This is a genomic window from Aeromonas sp. A600620 (assembly GCF_029479985.1).
Lineage (GTDB): Bacteria > Pseudomonadota > Gammaproteobacteria > Enterobacterales > Aeromonadaceae > Aeromonas > Aeromonas veronii_A.
Genome location: NZ_JAAKXB010000002.1, coordinates 112288 through 133556, shown reverse-complemented (window position 1 = coordinate 133556; position 21269 = coordinate 112288). Strand labels below are relative to the sequence as shown.

Here is a 21269-nt window from a genome sequence, read left to right as displayed (position 1 = left end):
AAGTCTGCAGACAGGCGTCGCGGGAGATCCGGCGGGAGAGGTGCCGACCCACGCGACACGCAGACCACAAACCTACAGGTTAGTGGCGGGTCCCATCCTGGGGTCATTCACGTTCCGGGTGACAGCATGTATCGGGTGACGCCAGCGCCGTCGCAGGGGGAGATGCGGCCGGGTGGCAGGTCGGGCGGCGATGGTACAGTGATCATCGTCGCAGAAAAAGCGGTAAAACGATTGGCCGGAATAACTTTTTCAACTTGTTCACACAACGAAACAGGGCCAGCGTGACGCTGGCCCTGTTTCAATCCGTACTTGAGTACTCAGATGATTACTTGAGGCGCTTGCCGCTCGCATCCACCACCTGCTCGCCATCCTCCTTGGCGAAGGCCCCTTTTTGCTGATCGAGCAATATATCGAGCACCACTTCCGACGGACGGCACAGTTTGGTGCCAAGCGGCGTAACGACGATGGGGCGGTTGATGAGGATGGGGTGAGCCAGCATGGCATCGATCAGTTCATCATCGCTGAAACGATCTTCCGCCAGACCGAGCGCCTCGTAGGGTGGAACGTTCTTGCGCAGCAGATCGCGCACCGGCATGTCCATGGCGGCGATCAGCGCCACCAGCTGGTCACGGGAGGGGGGCGTCTCCAGATAGTGGATGACAGTGGGCTCGACGCCGCTGTTGCGGATCAGCTCCAGGGTGTTACGGGAGGTACCACATTCCGGGTTGTGATAGATGGTGATTGCACTCATTTGCGTGTCTCTCATTAATCAAGTGAATAGAAAATGGATAGCATCTAGTTCGCGGCCAGCTGTTAGCGGCCATCAGTTAACGGCTCAGCCCCGCTTCGTACCAGGGTTTGCTGGCGTTGACGATGCGCACTACCAGCAGCATGACCGGCACCTCGATCAACACGCCAACTACGGTGGCAAGCGCCGCGCCGGAGTGAAAGCCGAACAGGCTGATGGCGGCGGCCACCGCCAGCTCAAAGAAGTTGGAGGCACCGATCAGGGCAGAAGGACAGGCGACCGAGTGCTTCTCCCCCACCTTGCGGTTGAGCCAGTAAGCCAGCCCTGAGTTGAACAGCACCTGGATCAGGATCGGCACCGCCAACAGGGCGATAACCAGCGGCTGCTCGATGATGGCGTTGCCCTGAAAGGCAAACAGCAGCACCAGAGTGAGCAGCAGGGCTGCCACCGACCAGGGCTGGATGCGGGTCATGACGCCGTCAAAATGGGCCTCTCCCTTTTTCAGCAAGGCCTTGCGCAGCAGCTGGGCGATGATGACCGGAATGACGATATAGAGCACCACAGAAGTGAGCAGGGTATCCCAGGGCACTATGATGCTGGAGACCCCGAGCAGCAGCGCCACCAGCGGCGCGAAGGCAAACACCATGATGAGGTCGTTCACCGCCACCTGCGACAGAGTGAAGTAGGGATCGCCGTTGGTGAGGCGACTCCAGACAAACACCATAGCGGTGCAGGGGGCCGCCGCCAGCAGGATCAGGCCCGCTACGTAACTGTCGAGTTGATCCGCCGGCAGCCAGTCGGCAAACAGCACGCGGATAAAGAGCCAGCCGAGGAAGGCCATGGAGAAGGGTTTGACCAGCCAGTTGATAAAGAGGGTGACGCCTATTCCCTTCATGTGGCCCTTCACCTGATGCAGGGCGCCAAAATCGATCTTGAGCAGCATGGGGATGATCATCACCCAGATCAGCAGCCCCACCGGCAGGTTGACCTTGGCTACCTCCATGGCACCGATCGCCTTGAAGAGATCCGGCAACCCCTGCCCGAGACCAATCCCCACCAGAATGCAGAGGGCGACCCAGGCGGTCAGATAACGTTCAAAAAAGCCGATGGCAGGCACGGCCTTGGCATCACATGTTGCAGACATCACAGCTCCCGATGCGGCGCAATCCCGCATCTTCTAAAGATTCAAAAAAGGCTCAATTCAAACCACCCCGGCAGCAGGCCGGGGCGGCGACTCAATGGTGCTGGCAGAGACGGCGCAGGGCATCGGGCCCCACCGGCTCCTCGGCGAGCAGCGGCACCACGGCGTAGCGGCTGGCGTGTTGCTGCTCGACCGCCTCGACATAGGGCTGCTGGCGTTCAGCCCGCAGTTGCAGCAGCGGCGAGCTGACCGCGGCTTGCTGCAAGCTGTGGTTGATGAGCCAGCCCCAGGGCTCGATGCCGGCCCGGCGCAGATCGGCTTGCAGATTGGCCGCCTCCTGCACTGGCGTCGGCTCGGGCAGCGTCACAATCAACACCTTGGTCTGTTTGGGATCCTGCAACTGCATCATGGGGGTGGTGAAGTGCAGCCCCTTGTTTCCCATCTGGCGAGCGATCTCCCTGTGGTAAGCGCCGGTGGCGTCGAGCAGCAGCAGGGTGTGGCCGGTAGGGGCGGTATCCATCACCACGAAGCGCTTGCCCGCCTCGCGAATGATGCGCGAGAAGGCCTGAAACACGGCGATCTCCTCGGTACAGGGGGAGCGCAAGTCCTCCTCCAGCAACGCCCGCCCCTGCTCGTCCAGCGCCGCCCCCTTGGTGGCCAGCACCTGAGCGCGGTAACGCTCGGTCTCGGCGTGGGGGTCGATGCGGCTCACCTCCAGATGGGGCAAACTACCGGCCAGGGTCTCGCTCAGGTGCGCGGCGGGGTCCGAGGTAGTGAGGTGCACCGGCAAGCCTCGGCTAGCCAGCTCCACCGCCACGGCGGCCGCCAGCGTGGTTTTGCCCACCCCGCCCTTGCCCATCAGCATGATGAGGCCGTGACCGTCGGCGGCCAGCTCGTCCACCAGCGAACTCAACTCGGGCTGGGCTTGTTTGACAGTGGACTGTACTGTCGGGGATTGAGCGGCAGCTCCCTCTGATTGCAGCAACAGCCGCAAACTGTCGACCCCTACCAGATTGGTGGCCAGCAGCGGGATATGATCCTGCGCCAGCCCCTTGATCCCCTGCGGTATCTGGGCGAGAGCCCGTTGCTCACGCAGCCAGAGCGCCATTGCCAGCGGATCTCCGGCAATGGCGCCTTCGGGGAAGAGGCCATTGATCACCAGTTGCTGATTCAGCAAGCCGATGGCGGCCAGCTCCTCATGGGTGCGAGCCACTTCTCTCAAAGTGGATTGCTGGGCGCGCGCCACCAGCACCAACCGGGTGCGAGCAGCATCGGCCAGCGCGGCGACCGCCTCGCCATACTGGCTGCGCTGTTTCTCCAGCCCCGCCAGCGGGCCGAGGCAGGAGGCATCCCCTCTGCCCTGCTCCAGAAATTCGCTCCAAGCTCCCGGCAGTTGCAGCAGCCGGATGGTGTGACCGGTTGGCGCCGTATCAAAGACGATATGGTCATACTCGGCCAGCAACGTTTGATCGGTCAGCAGCGCGGTGAACTCGTCAAAGGCGGCGATCTCGGTGGTGCAGGCGCCGGAGAGCTGCTCCTCGATGCTGCGCACCACGCTCTCGGGCAACTTGCCGCGCACCGGCCCGACGATCCGCTCCCGATAGGCTTTGGCCGCAGCGGGGGGATCTATCTCCAGCGCCAACAAACCGGGCACTGTGGCGATAGCGGTGACCCGATTGCCGATCTCGGTGGCAAACACCTGCCCCACGTTGGAGGCAGGGTCGGTGCTCACCAGCAGCACCCGCTTGCCGGCATCACAGAGGGCCACCGCACTGGCGCAGGCCAGCGAGGTCTTGCCTACCCCGCCTTTGCCGGTGAAAAAGAGAAACGGCGGTGGATTGGTCAGAAAATGGTACATAGCCTCTCCCGAATGGTACGTCGCGCCTTAGCAGCAACCGCTGCCAGAGCAGCAGCCGCCCTTGACGATCCCCTTGATGGCCACTTGCGGCGCAGGCAGCCCGGCATAACGGGCCAGCTCGCTGCGGCTCGGATAACGGCCGGTCAACACCACCTGCCCCTCCACCAGCACCAGTGGCAACCCCTCCTCCCCGGCGTGGGTCAGAAAAGCGCTGACGGCAGGTGTCTCGGCAAACTGCATCGGCTGCTGAGCCAGATTGAAACGCTCGATGGCAACCCCCTGCTCCTTGGCCCAGGCAAGGTCAGCAGCAAAGGTGACCAGCACCTGATCAACCTCGGTACCGCAGACACCGCTGGAGCAGCAGAGGGCGGGATCAAAAATCTGAATGGCAGACATGGCATTACTCCTTGGTGCAGCAGGGCTGCGCAGGCAGAACATGGGGGGAGCAGGCTGACTCGGCACGCATCACGCCGCACGCCTCGGGATAACCGGCACAGCACTCCTCGGTGAGATAGGCGATCACATCCAGCATCAGGGGGATATTGGCGCGGTAGCGCAGAAAGCGCCCCTCCTGCTCCACCGACAGCAGACCGGTGTTGAGCATCGCCTTAAGGTGAAACGAGAGGGTATTGGGGGCAATATCGAGCTCGCTGGCCAGTTCGCCCGCGACCCGCCCCTCCAGCCCCGCCTTCACCAGCAGCCGCCACACATCGAGCCGGATGCCGGATGCCAGCGATTCAAAGACCTTGGTGGCCATCTCTTTGTTCATCTTCACTCCCCTTGGTGCGACCTGTCACTTCAACTATACAAGAATCATTGAAATGATCAAGATGCGTACCGAAACGAAGATTCGAGGTGCTGGTATCAAACCGGGCAGAAAGGAGGCGACGAGTGAACAACCGTTGCGGACGACCACACAGGGCTCGTCGCAGATAAACAGACGCCCTCCAGAGGGAGGGCGCGTCAGAGCGTTTGACCCGCCAGCACAGTCAGCGCTGTCGGGGCAATCAGACGAACGCGTGCCTTATTTGGCAGCGGGCACCGCGTTGAAGGTGAGCAGGGCCGCCTTGTTGGCATCACTCAGAGTCAGCTGGTTGCCGTTGATGGAGTAGGTTGCCACCTTCTCCAGCTTTTGCAGGAATTCGGTCTCTTTGTTCATGGCATCGCCGATGCACATCATGCGAGTGGAGCCCATGGCTCCCAGCGTCAAGACTCCGTCACCCTGCTTGGTGATACCGCCAAAATAGCGGTTGCAGCCACCCTTGCCCGCCACCTTGCCGTCGACCACTTGCAGGGTGAAGGTATCGCCGGTGGCGCCTTGCAGCTGCCAGCTGGATGCTTGCAGTTGAGCCATGCTGGAACCTGTTGCCATTGCGCAGCCTCCCAGTACCAGCGCGGCCAGCAGAGTCAGTTTCTTGTTCATGGATTCACCTCTTAATGATTAGAGCCATCAATACGGCAGCCTGTTTATCATGGCTGGCGCCCATGCCAAAGGATTTTATTGTGATCTCCCTTCACTTTACTACCAGCTGGCATGTGCCATGCTTAGGCTCAGTTCCGGACCCAGGGAGGGGAAACGAATGGTCAAATCACTCATCATCACACTGCTTGCAACCTGCGCCAGCATGGCCGCACAGGCCGCTGACTGGGCAGTGGTTCAGCCGCAATCCAACCCGTCTCTCTATGTCAAAAGTTACTCGGGTGTGCTGCTCAATGGCCATAGCCATCACAGCGACAGTTTTGATCTCTGGCTGGTCAATAGCGGCTATCAATATCCGGTGGTGGATGATGTTACCCTCTTTATGGAAGCGGGCCCGGCGGTGGCGGATCAGAATCGCACATCCGGTTTCAATATGAGTTCGGGGGTACGCTACCAGCTCTCTCCGGCATTCAATATCGGCAGCCAGATCAAGCATCTCGATCTCAACAAGGCCAGCACCCTGCTGGAGCTCAACTCCAGCCTGCTGCTGACCCCCAGACTCTCCCTCACCGCCAACTACGGCGTCAGCGCCATCACTGCCGATCAGGCGCTGAGTCTGGGGGTCGGCTTCAACTTCTGATGATCACAACAGCGGCGTGGCGCTCACCACCACGCCGTTGCGATCCGCATAGACGTAATCCCCCTCGTGGATGGTCACCCCGGCAAAGCTGACCACAGCCCCCAGCTCTCCCAATCCCCGCTTCTCGGTCTTGACCGGACAGGCCGCCAGCGCCTTGACCCCGAGCGCCAATGTCGCCAGGGTGCCCACATCCCGCGCCGCGCCGTGGATCAGGATCCCCTCCCACCCCTGTTCCACCGCCTTGACCGCCAGTTGATCGCCCAGCAGCGCACGGCGCAGCGAGCCGCCGCCGTCGATCACCATCACCTTGCCGTGACCGGGGCGGGTCACCAGATCCCGCACCAGACTGTTGTCTTCATAACAGGAGAGCGTTACGGCGCGACCATAAAAGAGGGCCTTGCCGCCAAAATCCTGGAACACCGGGTCGGCCACTTGCAGCAAGTCGCCGTGTTGATCGCAGAGGTCGGGCAGGAGATCCAGCATGATTTGATTCCTTTCAGATGCATGAAAGTGTTCATTCTTTCATCAGGCAAGGTTTCTGGCAATCCAGAAGGATTCAATATTGCCCAGACAAACTGCTGATTTATCCGTCAATACCGGTGTCAGCCAGAGCTGGCCATCCTCCACCCAGTAGAGAGCATTCTGGCCAAAACTCGCTGCCAGCTGACGGACTTGTGGCAGGGATAGCGCCACCGCCAGCGATGATTCCTGCCAGCGTTCTTCCGGGTCAGCCCCCCAAAACGGCCCCACCACGGGCACCTGCAAATCCACTGTCAGATGGCGCCACATCGCCCGTTCCCGCCGCATATTGCGTCGTTCTGTGACCCACTGGCTGGCCGGATTCCAGGCTGTGATGATGGCAAAAGCAGACCACTCTGGTGGCTCAAATGGCGCGATAAAGCAGATTTTCTTGTAGTTTTCCCACAAATTCATGTCAATCACATGTTACATTCCATTACATTTTGTAGGGGCGAAAACCCGGTTCAGGCCAAGTATGATGCAGCTGTCCCAGGGTTTGACCTATATCAAATCAGAGTTAAAAAGTTGCTATCTGACGGCAAAGAGTGTTGTTATGCTCCTGTTAACTGATAAAATGCGGCCACTTTCGTAATGGACGACCTTTCCAGGCTCTGCTCGACCAGACTTGTCGGGAACCTATAAGTGGCACAGGGATACTTGCCGGTACTGATGCCTAATTCGCGATATTCCGACCTGACTCTCATACCCAGGATGACGTAATAAATTTTCAGGATCAGTCAGGAAATCGGTTTGAAACGCCAAAGAGTGTTAAATTTAAGATAATTAACTGATAAGAATCTGGGAATACTCATGCAAACACCACACATTCTGATCGTCGAAGACGAGCTGGTCACACGCAATACCCTGAAAAGCATTTTTGAAGCCGAAGGCTACATCGTGCTCGAAGCCAACAACGGCGACGAAATGCACCAGGCCCTCACTTCCCACACCATCAATCTGGTGATCATGGACATCAACCTGCCGGGCAAGAACGGCCTGCTGCTGGCCCGTGAGCTGCGTGAGAACGACAACATCGCCCTGATGTTCCTGACCGGTCGTGACAACGAGGTTGACAAGATCCTGGGTCTGGAGATCGGCGCCGATGATTACATCACCAAGCCGTTCAACCCGCGCGAACTGACCATCCGTGCCCGCAACCTGCTGAGCCGCACCATGAACGTGGCTGCCGGTGGCGAAGAGAAGAAACTGGTTGAGCGCTACCTGTTCAACGGCTGGGCGCTGGATATCAACAGCCGCGCACTGGTCAGCCCGACTGGCGACATGTTCAAGCTGCCGCGCTCCGAGTTCCGCGCCATGCTGCACTTCTGCGAAAACCCGGGCCAGATCCAGACCCGTGCCGAGCTGCTGAAGAAGATGACCGGCCGTGAGCTCAAGCCCCACGACCGTACCGTTGACGTGACCATCCGTCGCATTCGCAAGCACTTCGAAAGCGTCAACGATACTCCGGAGATCATCGCCACCATCCACGGCGAAGGCTACCGTTTCTGTGGTGAGCTGGAGCAGGAATAAGCTCCCGCCACGCTGTTGATCTGAAAAGGCGCCTCGGGCGCCTTTTTGTCTCTGCAATTTGCCTTAAAAGCTGAGAAACCGTGAGCGTGACGTAGAACAGCGCACAAGACAGATGAAAAACAAAAAGCCCACTCGCAGGAGTGGGCTTTTCGCTTTGAAGCTGGAGCGGGCAGCGGGAATCGAACCCGCATCATCAGCTTGGAAGGCTGAGGTAATAGCCATTATACGATGCCCGCCTGGCATCTGAAATTTGGAGCGGGTGATGGGAATCGAACCCACGTATGCAGCTTGGGAAGCTACCGTTCTACCATTGAACTACACCCGCGTCAGGGCTCCTACTATATGCATTTTGCCGCTGAGCGCAATGGCGCCTTTGCCACTTTTTTCAATAAATCAATCTGTTCGGACAAGGATTGAACAGACGGTTGCTTTTTCAATCAAACATTTTCAACACAGATAATTTACAAGGTTGCCAAGGCCAAACGGCAAGGATAGTCTTGCGCCACTCGACGCGAGGATGGTGGTAATGGATAAAAAAACGCAAAAACGTCTCTATGGCTGGTTGCGCAAGCAATCGAGTCACGGTCGCCACTGGATCACGATATCCATCGCTTTTGGCCTTGGCCAGGGCATTCTGATGGTGGCGCAAGCCTGGCTGCTGGCGACCCTGTTGCACGGCTTCATCATCGAAGGCTCAATGCCTGAGCAATCCATCACGCTCTTTATTACCCTGCTGTTGGTGACGCTTGGCAAAGCGGCGCTGGCCTACGGCCGGGAAGTGGCCAGTTTCAAGGCGGGCAGCGCGGTGCGCCAGACCATCCGCCAGCTGGTGCTCACGCGCTTGAGCCGTCTCGGCCCTGCCTATATCCAGCGCCGTCCGGCCGGTAGCTGGGCTAGTCTGTTGCTGGAACAGATTGAAAACATGCAGGATTTCTTCTCCCGCTATCTGCCGCAGATGGCCATCGCCGTCTTTATTCCGGTGGTCATTCTGGTGGCCGTGTTCCCGGTCAACTGGGCGGCGGGTCTGATCCTGCTGGGCACTGCCCCCCTCATCCCCATCTTTATGATCCTGGTGGGTGTGGGCGCCGCCGATGCCAACCGCCGCAATTTTCAGGCGCTGGCCCGTCTCTCCGGCCACTTCCTCGATCGCCTGAAGGGGCTGCGAACCCTGCAACTCTTTATGCGTACCCAGGCGGAAGGTGACGCCATTCGCGACGCCTCGGAAGATTTTCGCGAGCGCACCATGGAAGTGCTGCGCCTGGCGTTTTTGAGCACCGCAGTGCTGGAGTTCTTCGCCGCTATTTCAGTGGCGCTGGTCGCCGTCTACTTCGGCTTCTCTTATATCGACCATCTGAACTTTGGTAGCTATGGGGTCAAGGTCACCCTCTTTACCGGCCTGTTCGTGCTGTTTCTCGCCCCCGAGTTCTACGCCCCGCTGCGAGAACTGGGTGCCCACTACCACGCCAAGGCGCAGGCTATCGGCGCTGCCGAGCAGCTGCTTGAATTCCTCGAAGCCGAGGTGAGCGAACCGGCCGCAGGCACGATGCCATTCCATGCCGACAGCCCGGTCAAGGTAGAAGCCAAAGGACTTGAAGTGCTGAGCGCCGAAGGCAGGGTGCTGGTCGGCCCTATCGATTTCACCCTGGAAGCCGGTTCGCGCACCGCCCTCATCGGCGTCAGCGGCGCAGGCAAGAGCTCGCTGGTCAATGCCCTGCTCGGCTTTGCCCCCTATCGTGGTGAGCTCAAGGTCAACGGGCAGGAGCTTGCCACCCTCGACATGAGCCAGTGGCGCCTGCAACTGGGCTGGCTCTCGCAAAACCCGCAGCTGTTCCACGCCTCCTTGCGCGACAACCTGCTGCTGGCCAAACCAACGGCCAGCGATGCCGAGCTGGAAGATGCCCTGAAACGGGCGCAGGCGTGGGAATTTGCCATGGAGAAGGGGCTCGACTATCCGGTCGGCGATCAGGCCGGCGGCCTCTCGGTCGGTCAGGCCCAGCGTCTCGCCCTGGCGCGCACCCTGCTCAAATCGACCCAGCTGATGGTGCTCGATGAGCCGACCGCCAGTCTGGATCGCCACTCCGAACGCGCCATCATGACCACCCTCGAGCAGGCGATGGCTGGCCAGACCCTGCTGATGATCACCCACCGCCTCGACCAGCTCACCAAGATGGACAAGATAATGGTGCTGGCCCGCGGCCAGCTGGTGGAGCAAGGCAGCTTCCAGCAACTTAGTTCTGGGCAGGGGCTTTTTGCCCGCCTGCTCTCCCAACGTTCCGGAGGTTCTCTCGATGAGTGATCTGTTGCCGTTTCTGCGCCTCTATCGCCAACACTGGCTCAGCCTCACCATTGGTTTGCTGCTGGCGCTGGTGACCCTGGCCGCCGGCATGGGGCTGCTCTCCCTCTCCGGCTGGTTCCTCTCCGCCGCCGCCGTGGCGGGGATGACAGTTGCGACGACCCATGCCTTTAACTACATGACCCCCGCCGGCGGGGTGCGCTTCTTCTCCATCGTCCGCACAGCCGGTCGCTGGGGTGAGCGGGTAGTGAGCCACGACGCCACCTTCCGGGTACTGACCCGACTGCGGGTCTGGTTCTGGCAAAAACTCTCGCCGCTCTCCACCGGTACCCTGGCCGGTTTCCGTCAGGCGGATCTGCTCAACCGGCTGGTGGCCGACATCGATGCGATGGACCACGTCTATCTGCGGCTGATCACCCCCATAGGCGCGGCCCTGCTCAGCACCGCCGGACTGGTCTTCTTCCTGTCGTTTTTCGACAGCCGCCTCGCCCTCACCCTGGGGGCCATTCTGCTGTTTGGCATGATTGCCCTGCCGCTGGTGTTCTACTTCCTCGGCCGTCGCCCCGGTCAGGCGCTGATTGCCGAAAAATCGACCCTGCGCACCCGGATGGTGGACTATCTGGATGGTCAGGCCGAGCTGCAGATGTTTGCCGCCGCCCCCAAGGCGCTGGTTGAGCTGCAACAGGCCGAACAGGCGCTGCTCAACGCCCAGGCCCGGATGGCCAAGGTGAGCGGGCTGGCCAACTTCTCGGTACAACTGCTGAGCGGCTGGACCCTGACCTTGATGCTCTGGCTGGCCGGTCATGGGGTGGCGGGCGCTGCGCCCGACCCCATCACAGCACTGATGGTCTTTGCCACCCTGGCAAGCTTCGAGGCACTGATGCCGCTGGCGGGGGCTTTCCAGCACCTCTCCACCAGCCTCACCTCGGCACGTCGTTTGAACGAGATCCTGCAAGAAGCAAAAGCCCCTGTGTGGGGCGACGAACAGACCCATGCCACCGCTGGCGCCCTGCAGATCAATGACCTCTATTTTGGCTACCCCGGCAACCCTCAGCCGGTGCTGCGCGGCTGCACCCTGCAACTGCACGCCGGTGAGAAGCTGGCGCTGCTGGGCCAGACCGGCTGCGGCAAATCGACCCTGATGGGGCTGCTGACCCGTGAGTGGAGCCCGCAGGCTGGCAAGATCCTGCTGGGTGGCAAGCCGCTCACCGATTACAGCGAAGGGGCGCTGCGCGCCTCCATCTCAGTGGTGAGCCAGCGGGTGCACCTGTTTGCCGATACCCTGAGGGGCAACCTCAAGCTGGCCGCCCCGACCACCACTGACGAGCAGCTGATTGCGGTGCTGACCCAGGTCGGATTGGCCAATCTGTTGGAAGATGAGGCGGGCCTCGACGCCTGGCTCGGTGACGGCGGCCGCCCCCTCTCCGGTGGCGAGCGTCGCCGTATCGGTATCGCCCGCGCCCTGCTGCACGATGCGCCGCTCTGGCTGCTGGACGAACCGACCGAAGGGCTAGACAGCCAGACCGAGCGGGAGATCATGGATCTGCTGTTCCGGCTTGGGGCAGATCGCACCTTGCTGCTCATCTCCCACCGTCTGCTGGGGATGGAGCAGATGGACCGGATTGCCCTGATGGAAGAGGGACAGATCCGCCTCTGCGCCCCGCACAACGAGCTGCTGGCGGATGATTACTACCGCAGCCTCTATCAGCGACTGGCTCCGGTTTGATATCAGGCTGATGGGGGTCACACCCTGACAACAGGGCGCAAAACGGGGCTGGTCGCCGCAGGCGGCTGGCCCCTATAATGTCCCCCTCATTATTCAACAAGATGCCGACATGGAGCGCCTGCGCATTTCTACTGTCCTCATCACCGACACAAGATACGAGACGATGAAACGCCTGATCCTGATGATGCCCCTGATTGCCTCCGGCTGTGCCAACTACGCCTTCAACAGCAATCTGGATAAAGAGAACTTCGACGAATACTTCAAACCCGGTAGCGTGCGCATCTATGAACAGGATGAGCTGGCTGACCTCAACTACCTCTACCTCGGCACCATCGAGGGTGAATCCTGCCAGGCCGATGCCAACCAGCCGGTGCCCAACGCCGGTGAAGCGCGCACCCTGGCCCGCCGCCGTGCCGCCGACATGGGTGGCAACGGCGTCACCATCGACAAGTGTGCCGAGTTCAGCGACACCCCGGGCTGCCTGAAACAGGTGATCTGCTACGGGCAGGCGCTGAAAGTGGCCGAAGAGAAATAACTCGCTGTCATGGCCCTCGCTATCGTTCGCCTTGGCAGCCCACGCCTGCCCGATGAGGGGCTGCGGATCGGCACGGTGCGCCGCCCGCCCCGCGGCGTCCCCAAGAGCGAATTTGCCAGCCAGCATTGGTACGATGTCTGGTTTCCCAACCTGGCCCCCAGCAGCGAGACCATGAAGCTGGGGCAGGCAGCCGAGACACCCGCCCAGTGGGCAGCGTTTGGCAAACAGTACAAGGCCGAGATGGCGCAACCTGCCGCCAGGCACGATCTGGCGCTGCTGGCCGCCCTCTCTCATACCACCAACCTCTCGGTCGGTTGCTACTGCGAGCAGGAGTCCCGCTGCCATCGCGCTATCTTGAAAGAGCTGCTGGTAGCCGCAGGCGCCGCCATCCGCTAACTCGGCGAGCGACAACGATGGGATGGGGAATCGCGCCAGCCGATCTTCAGTAGCCATCAGGTATGAATAGACAGAGAGGGCATCCCGCGGGATGCCCTCTCTCGTTGTATTCACACCTGCCGCGCCACGCTCGGCAGCAGCGGCTCGATGCCCCCTCTCCTATTGCAGACTGGGCTCCAGCAACTGCTGCCGCAGCGAAGTCTCCTCGGCCTGAGTCATGGCATTCGCCGCCACCCCGGCGGCAGGCTCGATGGCCAGCCAGTGGGCAAGGTCGGCGGCGGTCTCCTCCAGCGGCCGAAAGTTCAATCCCTTAACGATGGCCGCCTCGGCGCTTATAGAGCCGTAACCGGCAAATTCCGCCTGCGCGCAGGGCAAGAGGGTGGGATAGCTCTGCCAGGGCTCGATTCCGGCCGCCAGCATGGTCGGCCAGGGCACCCAATCAGCCTCTATGGGGGAGGCAACTCCCACTCTCGCCGCCAACCGCTCGACCCAATCTGTCAGCGCAATGCCCGGTTTGACCAGATTGAAAACTCCCGTCAACTGCTGCTCGGCCGCGCGCAACACAAACTCGGCGCAGTCGCGCATATCGAGATACTGCAAGCGATCCTCGCCACTGCCCGGCAGCAACCAGGGCCCGCCCTGCTGCACCCGCTTAATCCACCAGGCCATGCGCCCGGTAGGATCATGGGGGCCACACAACACGCCCGGGCGCAGGATGCAAAGCCGCTCGCCCCAGCGGGCGCGATACTCCTGCTCGCACAACACCTTGAGGGGGCCATAGTCAGTGGGCATTTCCCCTTCGGGGATAGCATGCAGCGGCGCCGACTCATTCATCCCGGGCATTGAGAAATCGCGATAGACGCTGATGGTGGAGATAAAGATCAGCCGTGCACAGCACCCTAGCAAAGCTGCCGAGAGGCTCGCCGCCTGCTCGGGGCGATAGCAGCAGGTGTCGATGACGAGATCCCACTGCAACCCGGCCCCTTGCAGGGCGCTCAGGCTCTTGTCCCTGTCGCCGGTGAGCTGCACCAGATCGCGCCAGTCCGGATGCTGGTGCAGGCCACGGTTGAACAGAGTCACTTCATGGCCCCAATTCAGCGCCAGCGCGGTGAGGTGGCGCCCCAAAAAACCGGTGCCACCGATAATCAGCAGTTTCATCCCTCTCCCTCCCCCTTGGACGCGAGTGCGCATATTTCATCCTGACACGCCAATGCCTCCACCCTACGCAACTCGGCGCGCGGGCACAGCCCCCGACTGGCCGGGATGGGACAGGGATCACGGCAGCGCCGCAGAAAAGGGCGTAGCGAGGCCGAGCCTGCGTTTTGGGGCCGGCTGTGCTAAATTGCCGGGGTTTTCAGTCAGGATCCGCCATGAAGTTCGAAATCGACACCCTCGGGATCATCCGCTCTCCCTACAAGGAGAAGTTCGCCATCCCCCGCCAGCCCGGTCTGGTCAAATCGGCCCGCGCCCACCTCGAGCTGCTCCCCCCTTACGATCAGCCGGATGTGCTGCGCGGCATCGAGCAGTTCTCCCATCTGTGGCTCAGCTTCGTGTTTCACCAGACCATGGCGCAAGGCTGGCACCCGACGGTGCGCCCGCCGCGCCTTGGCGGCAACGAGCGGGTCGGCGTCTTTGCCACTCGCTCCACCTTCCGCCCCAATCCGCTAGGGCTCTCGGTGGTCGAGCTGCACGGGATCGGCCGTGAGCGGGGCAAGCTGTGGCTAGAGCTGGGGGCGGTGGATCTGCTCGATGGCACCCCCATCGTCGATATCAAGCCTTATATTCCCTATGCCGACAGCCTGCCGGATGCCCGTGGTGGTTTTGCCCCCGACGCGCCCACCCCGCCGCTGGCGGTGAGCTTCAGTGCCGAAGCCGAGCAGCTGTTGCAACCCTGGCTCAAGGCCCATCCCGAGCTGCGCCAGCTGGTGAGCGAAGTGCTGGCGCAAGATCCGCGCCCCGCCTACAAGAAGGGCAAGCCGGATGAGAAGGAGTACGGGGTGCGACTGTTTGACTGCAACGTCCGTTTTCGCATCAGCGAGCCGGATTGCGTGGTGCTGGCCATCGAGCCCGCCTGAACCTGGGCGGGCCGAAGTCACTGATGCTATTTCACGCCTTCTTCACGTCACAAGGGGCTTAATGAGCCTGTAAATTGTGTGGCATTGATCAGACTATCCACCCGGTTGCCAGTGATACCATGCAGAAAGTAGAGGATATCTCCTCTCTGACTAATGCCAGCCGCAGGCTGCCGGTTGATGGCAAGCATGGCAGCCCGACGGTTGCCGCCAAAGGATCTGGCCTCGCTCCGACACGTTTGAGTGCGGGGATGCCACACGGATGTGACAGCACTTCGAAGGAACAAACCTATGCTGATGAACAGTGAACAACGTTATGGCACCCTGAATATCGGGCTGCACTGGCTGACCCTGTGGGCCATGATCGCCGTCTACGCCCTGATCGAATTTCGCGATATTTTCCCTAAAGGGGACCCTGGCCGGGATCTGATGAAGGAGTGGCACTTTATGCTGGGGCTGCTTATCTTCGCCCTGGTGTTTGTCAGACTGGCCCTGCGCTGGATGAGCCCGACGCCGCGCATCGTGCCCGAGCTCTCCCCAGTCATGCACAAGCTGGCAAAACTGGCCCACCTCGCCCTCTACGGTTTTCTTATTCTCACCCCGCTGTTTGGCTGGCTGCTGCTGAGCGCCGCGGGCAAGCCCATCCCCTTCTTCGGGCTTGAGCTGCCTGCCCTGCTTTCCCCAAGTCCGGACCTCAAGGGGCTGATCAAGGAGGTACACGAGACCCTAGGCAATATCGGTTACGCCCTGATCGGCCTGCACACGGTGGCGGCCCTCTATCACCACCATATTCTCAAAGACAACACCCTCACCAATATGCTGCCGCCACGCCGCAGCTAACAAGCAGCAGAACAAAAACAGAAGGGGCACACATTGCCCCTTCTGTTTTTTGAACGCGACAAGACCGGTGTCTCTGAAGCGGCCCACTGCTCAGGCCTCTGACAGGTCTCTACAAGCAGAACGCCTTATGATTCAGTCCCGATACAGGAGCTGCACGATAGGATTCGAATTGACTCAAAGCGACATACACTTTCTAATTGACAGTCTGGACCCCTATGACCGTTCACATCATGAAAATTCTGTTGGTCGAAGACGACAAGCTGCTCAATCACCACCTCTCCTCTCTGCTGACCGAAGCCAACAATCAGGTATACAGCACCGATCAGGCCGGAATTGCGTTGCACTATGCCGCCGACTACCCCATTGATGTGGCGATCATCGATCTCGGTCTGCCCGATATGGATGGCTTGCAGTTGATCCGCCAACTGCGCGAACGGCAGATCCCCTTCCCCATCATTGTGCTGACCGCCCGTGGCAACTGGCAGGACAAGGTCGAAGGACTGGAGGCGGGGGCTGATGACTATCTGGTCAAACCGTTCCAGAAAGATGAGTTGCTGGCCCGCCTCAATGCCTTGATGCGCCGCAGCGCCGGCTTTATCTCCCCCAGAGTGAAGGCCGGTGATTACGAGCTGGATCTCTCCCGCAAGGAGCTGACCATCGACGGTGAAGTGGCAGTGCTCACCAGCTTTGAATACCTGATTCTGGAGTACCTGATGCGCAACGCCCGTCAGGTGGTCTCCAAGCAGCAGTTACTCGACCAGCTCTACGGCGATGGAGAGGGGGATCCCAACACCATAGAGGTGATGGTGAGCCGCCTGCGCAAAAAGCTGGATCCGGAAGGGACGATTCAACCCATCTCGACCATCCGTCGTCAGGGCTACATCTTCAACCTCTCCTGTAGCTGATGCAGTTTCATCTGCCACGTCCCATCAGGATGCTCCGCAGCTCTCTGCACATCAAACTGCTGCTCAGTTCGCTGCTGGTCATCGCACTGAGCATGGGGTTCGCCGTCTATGCCCTCTACCTCGGCCATATGGAGGAGCAGAGCCAGAAGGCGAGCGCCGGCATGCAGGAGAACCTGGCCAAGATGTTCTCCTCTACCAAGCCAGTCAACAGCGAAGCCACCGAGATCGGGCGCATTTCCCGCCAGGTCAGTAACAGCAATCTCGATACGCTGATCTGTCGTGCCGATGGCGAGCTGATTTGGTCGAGCCTCCATATGCCGGAGGTGATCAAGGCCAAACAGACCATCTGTCGGGACCTGATGAAGTATCTGGGGGGAATGGATCTCGACTACTTCTTCAAGAAGCACACCATCAAGAACGGCGAGAGCTACTTCGTCTACAGCCTGCGTTTTACCCGCAATCCCGGCAGCGGCACCACAGCCTACTACGTGGTGATGATTGACTCGGCCAAACGCTATCACGAAGAGTCCCGCGCCTACCTCTACCAGACGGCCAAACAGGCGTTGCTCGCCTATCTGCTGCTTGCCGGGCTGCTGCTGCTCACCACCTTCTGGAGCCTCCGCTCCCTGCGCACTATCGCTAATCAGCTCGACGATATCCGGGCAGGCAAGCGGGATGCTATCGCCCATGATTTTGAACGGGAGTTGGCCCCGCTGACCGACTCCATCAACCAGTTGCTGGAGAACGAACGCCAGCAGACCCAGCGCTACCAGCATGCCCTCAACGATCTCGCTCACAGCCTGAAAACACGGCTGGCGCTGATCCAGATCACCACCCGCGAAATGAAGCTGGGGAGGGAGATCCACGACAACATCAATGAACAGATCCTCACCATGGATCAGATGATCCAGTACCAACTCAGACGAGCCGTCACCGGTCGCCAGCGCCTCGCCAGCAAGGGCACCGAGCCGGTACCGCTCATCGAGAAGCTGCTGGCCAGTCTGGCCAAGGTCTATCGCCACAAGAAGCTGCAGACCCACTTCCAGTTCGATGATGATGCCCTCTTCCACGGCGAACAGGGCGATCTGATGGAACTGATGGGCAACCTGCTCGACAACGCCTGCAAATTTGCCATCAGCGAAGTGAAGGTGACGGTACGCCGCCATCTCGATCGGTTACGCATCGAGGTAGAAGATGATGGCCCGGGCATCGATCCGGCCAAATCGGAGCAGATCTTTCAGCGTGGCGTGCGCGCTGACAGCTCGCCCGGCCAGGGCATCGGTCTGGCTGTCGTGACCGAGATCGTTCACAGCTACGGCGGCCAGATCCGGGTCGATGAATCTCCCCTCGGCGGTGCCCGCTTTACCCTGGATCTTCCCTGACACCGGATGGGCAAGGCCACTAGCCCTGCCAACCGCTCCATCGCCCTCCCCGGGGTTAAAAAATCCCGCCTGGCACCACCCAATTCAGCAATATGCTATCGAGATACTTGAGATGTGATGCATCTCGGTTAAGCTATGGCCGACTCGTTTGTTAACCATTTGATGGATCTTTAATCGCACTATGGAAAACATGTTTGAAAGATTGATGTACGCATCCCGCTGGATCATGGCCCCCATCTATCTTGGGCTCAGCCTCATACTGCTGGCACTGGGGGTGAAATTCTTTCAGGAGATCCTCCATATCCTGCCCAACATACTGGAGATGAAAGAGGTGGATCTGGTGCTGGTCACACTGTCGCTGATCGATATCACCCTGGTAGGGGGACTTATCGTGATGGTGATGTTTTCCGGCTATGAGAACTTCGTCTCGCGCCTCGATGTAGGGGATGAGAGCGACAAACTGGTGTGGCTCGGCAAGCTCGATGCCGGCTCCCTGAAAAACAAGGTCGCCGCCTCCATTGTCGCCATCTCCTCCATTCACCTGCTCAAGGTGTTTATGAATGCCGAAAACCTCCCCAACGACAAGATCAAGTGGTACCTGCTGATCCACATCACCTTTGTCCTCTCGGCCTTCGCCATGGGCTACCTCGACAAGCTGACCCGCAAATAGAAGTCAGCCTGTAATAGACGCTATGCCCGATAACGCAATCCGGATCGGGCATAGCGGTCGCCCCGAGCTGGGGATGGATTGGCAACGGGGATAAGCAAGTCACCAACATAGATGGCCGCCCGCCTTGGCCGGTATTGTGGCCGCCTTGAATGCCATGGCGGCATTCTCTACAATGACCCACTTTTTATTCATTTCGGGTTATATCGATGAGCGATACCAGCACCAAACCGGCTCTGCCGGATCACCTCTCCTGCAATCCCCGCAGCCCTCACTATGTGGCAGCCTGCTTCGAGCACCCGATCGGTATTCGCCTGAACGGCAAAGAGCGCACCGATGTCGAGGAGTACTGCATCAGTGAAGGCTGGGTGAAGATCCCCTCCCCCAAGGCGCTGGATCGCCGTGGTCAACCCATCCTGATCAAACTCAAGGGCACCGTCGAAGCCTATTACAGCTAATCGCGGCAACCCGCTTCGGGTAAAACAGAAGGCCACCCTCGCGGTGGCCTTCTGTTTTTCGGCATTTGTGCTGGCATCTGCGCTCGCATCGTCGCCAGCACCAGACCATATTTCTCGCCGGGCAGCCCTTATACCCCCAACCGATCGCGTAAGGTGTACCAGGCGGCGCCCGCGGCGGTGAAGGGAATGCGGAACAGGCGACCGCCCGGGAAGGGGTAGTGCGGCAGCTTGGCAAAGGCATCGAAGCGCTCCGCCTGACCGCTCAGCACCTCGGAGAGCAGCTTGCCCGCCAGATGGGTACAGGTGACACCGTGGCCGCTGTAGCCCTGCATGTAGTAGATGTTGGGGCCGATGCGACCAAACTGTGGCAGCCTCGACAGGGTGAGCAGGAAATTGCCTGTCCAGGTGTACTCCACCTTGACGTCTTTAAGCTGGGGGAAGGTCTTGAGCATCTTGGGGATGATCAGCCGCTCGATATCTGCCGGATCCCGTGCGCCATAGACCACGCCGCCGCCATAGATCAGCCGGTGATCGGCGCTGGTGCGGTAGTAGTCGAGCAGGTAGTTGCAATCCTCCAGGCAGTAATTCTGCGGCAGCAGCTCGCGGGCCCGCTCCTCCCCCAGCACCTCGGTGGCGATCACCTGGGTGCCGCAAGGCATGCTCTTGCCGGCAAGCTCGGGCACCAGATTGCCGAGGTAGGCGTTACCGGCCACCACTATGTAGCGCGCCTTCACCGCTCCTTTGGCGGTCTTGACCAGAGCAGGCTGGCCCGGGGTGATGCTGGTAACGGCAGACTGCTCGAAGATCTGCCCACCCTGCATGCGGATCGCTTCAGCCTCGCCGAGAGCCAGATTGAGGGGGTGAATATGGCCGCCGCTCTTGTCGAGCAGGGCGCCGACGTAGCGATCGCTCTCCACCACTTCGCGCACGCCTCTGGCATCGAGCAGCTCCAGCTTGTCGTTGCCCCACTTCTGCCAGCGCGCCTGCTGCGCCTTGAGCTCGTGGAACTGTTTCTCGGTCTCGGCGGCAAAGACGCCCCCCTCCTGCAGATCGCACTGGATGTTGTAGCGTTTGATCCGCTCGCGGATGATCTGCCCCCCCTCAAACAGCATGGAACCGAGCAGCCTGGCCTGATCCGGCGGGCAGTTCGCTTCTATGGTGTCAATGTCGCGGCTGTAGGAGTTGACTATTTGGCCGCCGTTGCGGCCGCTGGCGCCAAAACCGACCCGGGCTGCCTCCAGTACCACCACCTTGTAGCCCTTCTCCACCAGATGCAGGGCACTGGAGAGGCCGGTATACCCCGCCCCGATGACGCAGACATCGCACTCCAGCTGCTCGGTCAGTGTCGGGTAGGGCGCGTGTTTATTGGCGCTGGCTGCGTAGTAACTGTTTACATGTTCGGTCATGATCCTGTTTCCTTACCGGTTTGGTTGGCAAACCCTATTCCAAGATTAAAAACTGGCCGGGGTATGGGCACTGACGATGCGACAGGTCTCCCCCGACGGATTGCTGAAGCTGTGGGGTTCGCCAGTGTCGATCACATAGCTGTCACCCGCCTCCAGCTGATAACTCTCTCCTGCCACGGTCAGGATCACCGAACCCTCCAGCACAGTGCCCACCTCTTCTCCCTGGTGGGTCACCTGACCACCGGTGTCGGTGCCCGGGGGGTAGGTCTCCAGCATAAAGCCGAGCTGGCGGCGGTTGTTGCCGTTGTGCACCAGCTTCATCGAGACCCCCTGACTGCCCAGCTCGATCAACTGATCACCCTTGATCACCACCTGCGGCGGGCGACTCAGCTCCTCTTCGGCAAAAAAGCGTGACAATGGCAAGCCATATACGGTGAGCAGCTTTTGCAGCGAGGCGACCGAGGGGCTCACCTTATCCTGCTCGATCATGCAGATAGCACCGTGGGTCAGGCCGCTCAGCTCGGCCGCCCTCCGCTGGGAGAGCCCAAGTTGATGACGCACCGCCGCCAGCCGCTCCCCCATGCTCGCCTGCCGTGCAGCCCCCTGACCGAAGCGGGTACTGCTGCTCTGGGTTGGCGCCCCGCTCATGGCAGGCCTCCGCCATCGATTCCCTTGTCACGTTGGTACATTGGCCACCTCCCTGTTGCCACTGGTTAAAATAGCGGACCAGCCA

At 60.4% G+C, this 21269-nt stretch carries 23 protein-coding genes and 2 tRNA genes; 12 read left to right on the top strand and 13 right to left on the bottom strand.

What is annotated here, in order from left to right; translation table 11 throughout:
* Window positions 1-325: 325 nt before the first annotated feature.
* From arsC to G5533_RS03325, 6 genes are all read right to left on the bottom strand, one after another.
* Complete coding sequence (gene arsC, locus G5533_RS03350) at window positions 326-751, bottom strand: glutaredoxin-dependent arsenate reductase (protein ID WP_421254962.1); 426 nt, start codon at window positions 749-751, stop codon at window positions 326-328.
* A 76-nt stretch (window positions 752-827) separates the two neighbouring features.
* Window positions 828-1892: an ACR3 family arsenite efflux transporter gene (gene arsB / locus G5533_RS03345; protein WP_041208282.1), complete on the bottom strand. Its 1065-nt coding sequence runs from the start codon at window positions 1890-1892 to the stop codon at window positions 828-830.
* Between the two features lie 91 nt (window positions 1893-1983).
* Complete coding sequence (gene arsA / locus G5533_RS03340; protein ID WP_441254476.1) at window positions 1984-3747, bottom strand: arsenical pump-driving ATPase; 1764 nt, start codon at window positions 3745-3747, stop codon at window positions 1984-1986.
* A gap of 27 nt (window positions 3748-3774) precedes the next feature.
* Window positions 3775-4143, bottom strand: a complete 369-nt coding sequence (arsD, locus tag G5533_RS03335) for an arsenite efflux transporter metallochaperone ArsD (protein WP_441254475.1) — start codon at window positions 4141-4143, stop codon at window positions 3775-3777.
* A gap of 4 nt (window positions 4144-4147) precedes the next feature.
* Window positions 4148-4516, bottom strand: coding sequence for an ArsR/SmtB family transcription factor (locus G5533_RS03330; RefSeq protein WP_441254474.1), 369 nt, complete (start codon window positions 4514-4516; stop codon window positions 4148-4150).
* Window positions 4517-4771: 255 nt separating this feature from the next.
* Entirely contained in the window at window positions 4772-5170 is a 399-nt protein-coding gene (locus tag G5533_RS03325) for an META domain-containing protein (RefSeq protein ID WP_441254473.1), read from the bottom strand.
* 157 nt (window positions 5171-5327) lie between these two features.
* Between G5533_RS03325 and G5533_RS03320 the strand changes: the two genes are divergently transcribed.
* Window positions 5328-5807, top strand: a complete 480-nt coding sequence (locus G5533_RS03320; RefSeq protein WP_064338427.1) for a hypothetical protein — start codon at window positions 5328-5330, stop codon at window positions 5805-5807.
* A gap of 3 nt (window positions 5808-5810) precedes the next feature.
* Here the strand turns inward: G5533_RS03320 and G5533_RS03315 are convergent, their stop codons facing one another.
* Both G5533_RS03315 and G5533_RS03310 read right to left on the bottom strand, forming a co-directional pair.
* The gene (locus G5533_RS03315; protein ID WP_118854119.1) at window positions 5811-6290 is read right to left on the bottom strand and encodes a putative 4-hydroxy-4-methyl-2-oxoglutarate aldolase; all 480 of its coding nucleotides are present in this window, start codon (window positions 6288-6290) and stop codon (window positions 5811-5813) included.
* A gap of 42 nt (window positions 6291-6332) precedes the next feature.
* The gene (locus tag G5533_RS03310) at window positions 6333-6740 is read right to left on the bottom strand and encodes a DUF3293 domain-containing protein (protein ID WP_421254966.1); all 408 of its coding nucleotides are present in this window, start codon (window positions 6738-6740) and stop codon (window positions 6333-6335) included.
* Window positions 6741-7136: 396 nt separating this feature from the next.
* On the opposite strand from G5533_RS03310, the gene arcA reads away from it, so the two are divergent.
* Window positions 7137-7856, top strand: coding sequence for a two-component system response regulator ArcA (gene arcA, locus G5533_RS03305; protein ID WP_005338193.1), 720 nt, complete (start codon window positions 7137-7139; stop codon window positions 7854-7856).
* Window positions 7857-8017: 161 nt separating this feature from the next.
* Here the strand turns inward: arcA and G5533_RS03300 are convergent.
* Both G5533_RS03300 and G5533_RS03295 read right to left on the bottom strand, forming a co-directional pair.
* A tRNA-Gly gene (locus tag G5533_RS03300) sits at window positions 8018-8092 on the bottom strand.
* 15 nt (window positions 8093-8107) lie between these two features.
* A tRNA-Gly gene (locus tag G5533_RS03295) sits at window positions 8108-8181 on the bottom strand.
* Window positions 8182-8382: 201 nt separating this feature from the next.
* Between G5533_RS03295 and cydD the strand changes: the two genes are divergently transcribed.
* The 4 genes from cydD to G5533_RS03275 all read left to right on the top strand — a co-directional run bounded on the left by cydD (window position 8383) and on the right by G5533_RS03275 (window position 12806).
* Window positions 8383-10152, top strand: a complete 1770-nt coding sequence (gene cydD / locus G5533_RS03290; RefSeq protein ID WP_441254472.1) for a heme ABC transporter permease/ATP-binding protein CydD — start codon at window positions 8383-8385, stop codon at window positions 10150-10152.
* Entirely contained in the window at window positions 10145-11875 is a 1731-nt protein-coding gene (gene cydC, locus G5533_RS03285; RefSeq protein WP_441254471.1) for a heme ABC transporter ATP-binding protein/permease CydC, read from the top strand. Before cydD ends, cydC begins: the two co-directional genes overlap by 8 nt.
* Window positions 11876-12038: 163 nt before the next feature.
* Window positions 12039-12410 carry an Rcs stress response system protein RcsF gene (gene rcsF, locus G5533_RS03280; protein WP_013723982.1) on the top strand — a complete coding sequence of 124 codons (372 nt, stop codon included), beginning with the start codon at window positions 12039-12041 and terminating at the stop codon, window positions 12408-12410.
* Window positions 12411-12419: 9 nt separating this feature from the next.
* Window positions 12420-12806 carry a DUF488 domain-containing protein gene (locus tag G5533_RS03275; protein ID WP_058057756.1) on the top strand — a complete coding sequence of 129 codons (387 nt, stop codon included), beginning with the start codon at window positions 12420-12422 and terminating at the stop codon, window positions 12804-12806.
* Window positions 12807-12965: 159 nt separating this feature from the next.
* Here G5533_RS03275 and G5533_RS03270 read toward each other — a convergent pair whose 3' ends face one another.
* Window positions 12966-13964 (bottom strand): NAD-dependent epimerase/dehydratase family protein, encoded by a 999-nt coding sequence (locus tag G5533_RS03270; RefSeq protein ID WP_441254470.1) that lies wholly within the window; start codon window positions 13962-13964, stop codon window positions 12966-12968.
* Between the two features lie 212 nt (window positions 13965-14176).
* Between G5533_RS03270 and tsaA the strand changes: the two genes are divergently transcribed.
* From tsaA to G5533_RS03240, 6 genes are all read left to right on the top strand, one after another.
* A complete protein-coding gene (gene tsaA / locus G5533_RS03265; RefSeq protein ID WP_421254971.1) occupies window positions 14177-14881 on the top strand; it encodes a tRNA (N6-threonylcarbamoyladenosine(37)-N6)-methyltransferase TrmO in 705 nt (234 codons plus the stop codon).
* 288 nt (window positions 14882-15169) lie between these two features.
* Complete coding sequence (locus G5533_RS03260; protein ID WP_064341216.1) at window positions 15170-15718, top strand: cytochrome b; 549 nt, start codon at window positions 15170-15172, stop codon at window positions 15716-15718.
* Between the two features lie 230 nt (window positions 15719-15948).
* Entirely contained in the window at window positions 15949-16623 is a 675-nt protein-coding gene (locus tag G5533_RS03255; RefSeq protein WP_216953181.1) for a response regulator, read from the top strand.
* Window positions 16623-18005: an ATP-binding protein gene (locus G5533_RS03250; protein ID WP_216953180.1), complete on the top strand. Its 1383-nt coding sequence runs from the start codon at window positions 16623-16625 to the stop codon at window positions 18003-18005. The genes G5533_RS03255 and G5533_RS03250 overlap by 1 nt, the downstream gene beginning before the upstream one ends.
* Before the next feature lie 190 nt (window positions 18006-18195).
* Window positions 18196-18675, top strand: a complete 480-nt coding sequence (locus G5533_RS03245) for a TIGR00645 family protein (protein ID WP_227096060.1) — start codon at window positions 18196-18198, stop codon at window positions 18673-18675.
* A 206-nt stretch (window positions 18676-18881) separates the two neighbouring features.
* On the top strand, window positions 18882-19130 hold the full coding sequence (locus tag G5533_RS03240) for a DUF3297 family protein (RefSeq protein ID WP_005347440.1): 249 nt from the start codon (window positions 18882-18884) through the stop codon (window positions 19128-19130).
* Between the two features lie 128 nt (window positions 19131-19258).
* Here the strand turns inward: G5533_RS03240 and G5533_RS03235 are convergent, their stop codons facing one another.
* Together G5533_RS03235 and puuR are read right to left on the bottom strand one after the other, a co-directional pair.
* The gene (locus G5533_RS03235) at window positions 19259-20536 is read right to left on the bottom strand and encodes an NAD(P)/FAD-dependent oxidoreductase (protein ID WP_441254469.1); all 1278 of its coding nucleotides are present in this window, start codon (window positions 20534-20536) and stop codon (window positions 19259-19261) included.
* 45 nt (window positions 20537-20581) lie between these two features.
* The gene (puuR, locus tag G5533_RS03230) at window positions 20582-21118 is read right to left on the bottom strand and encodes an HTH-type transcriptional regulator PuuR (RefSeq protein ID WP_337072501.1); all 537 of its coding nucleotides are present in this window, start codon (window positions 21116-21118) and stop codon (window positions 20582-20584) included.
* Between the last annotated feature and the right edge of the window lie 151 nt (window positions 21119-21269).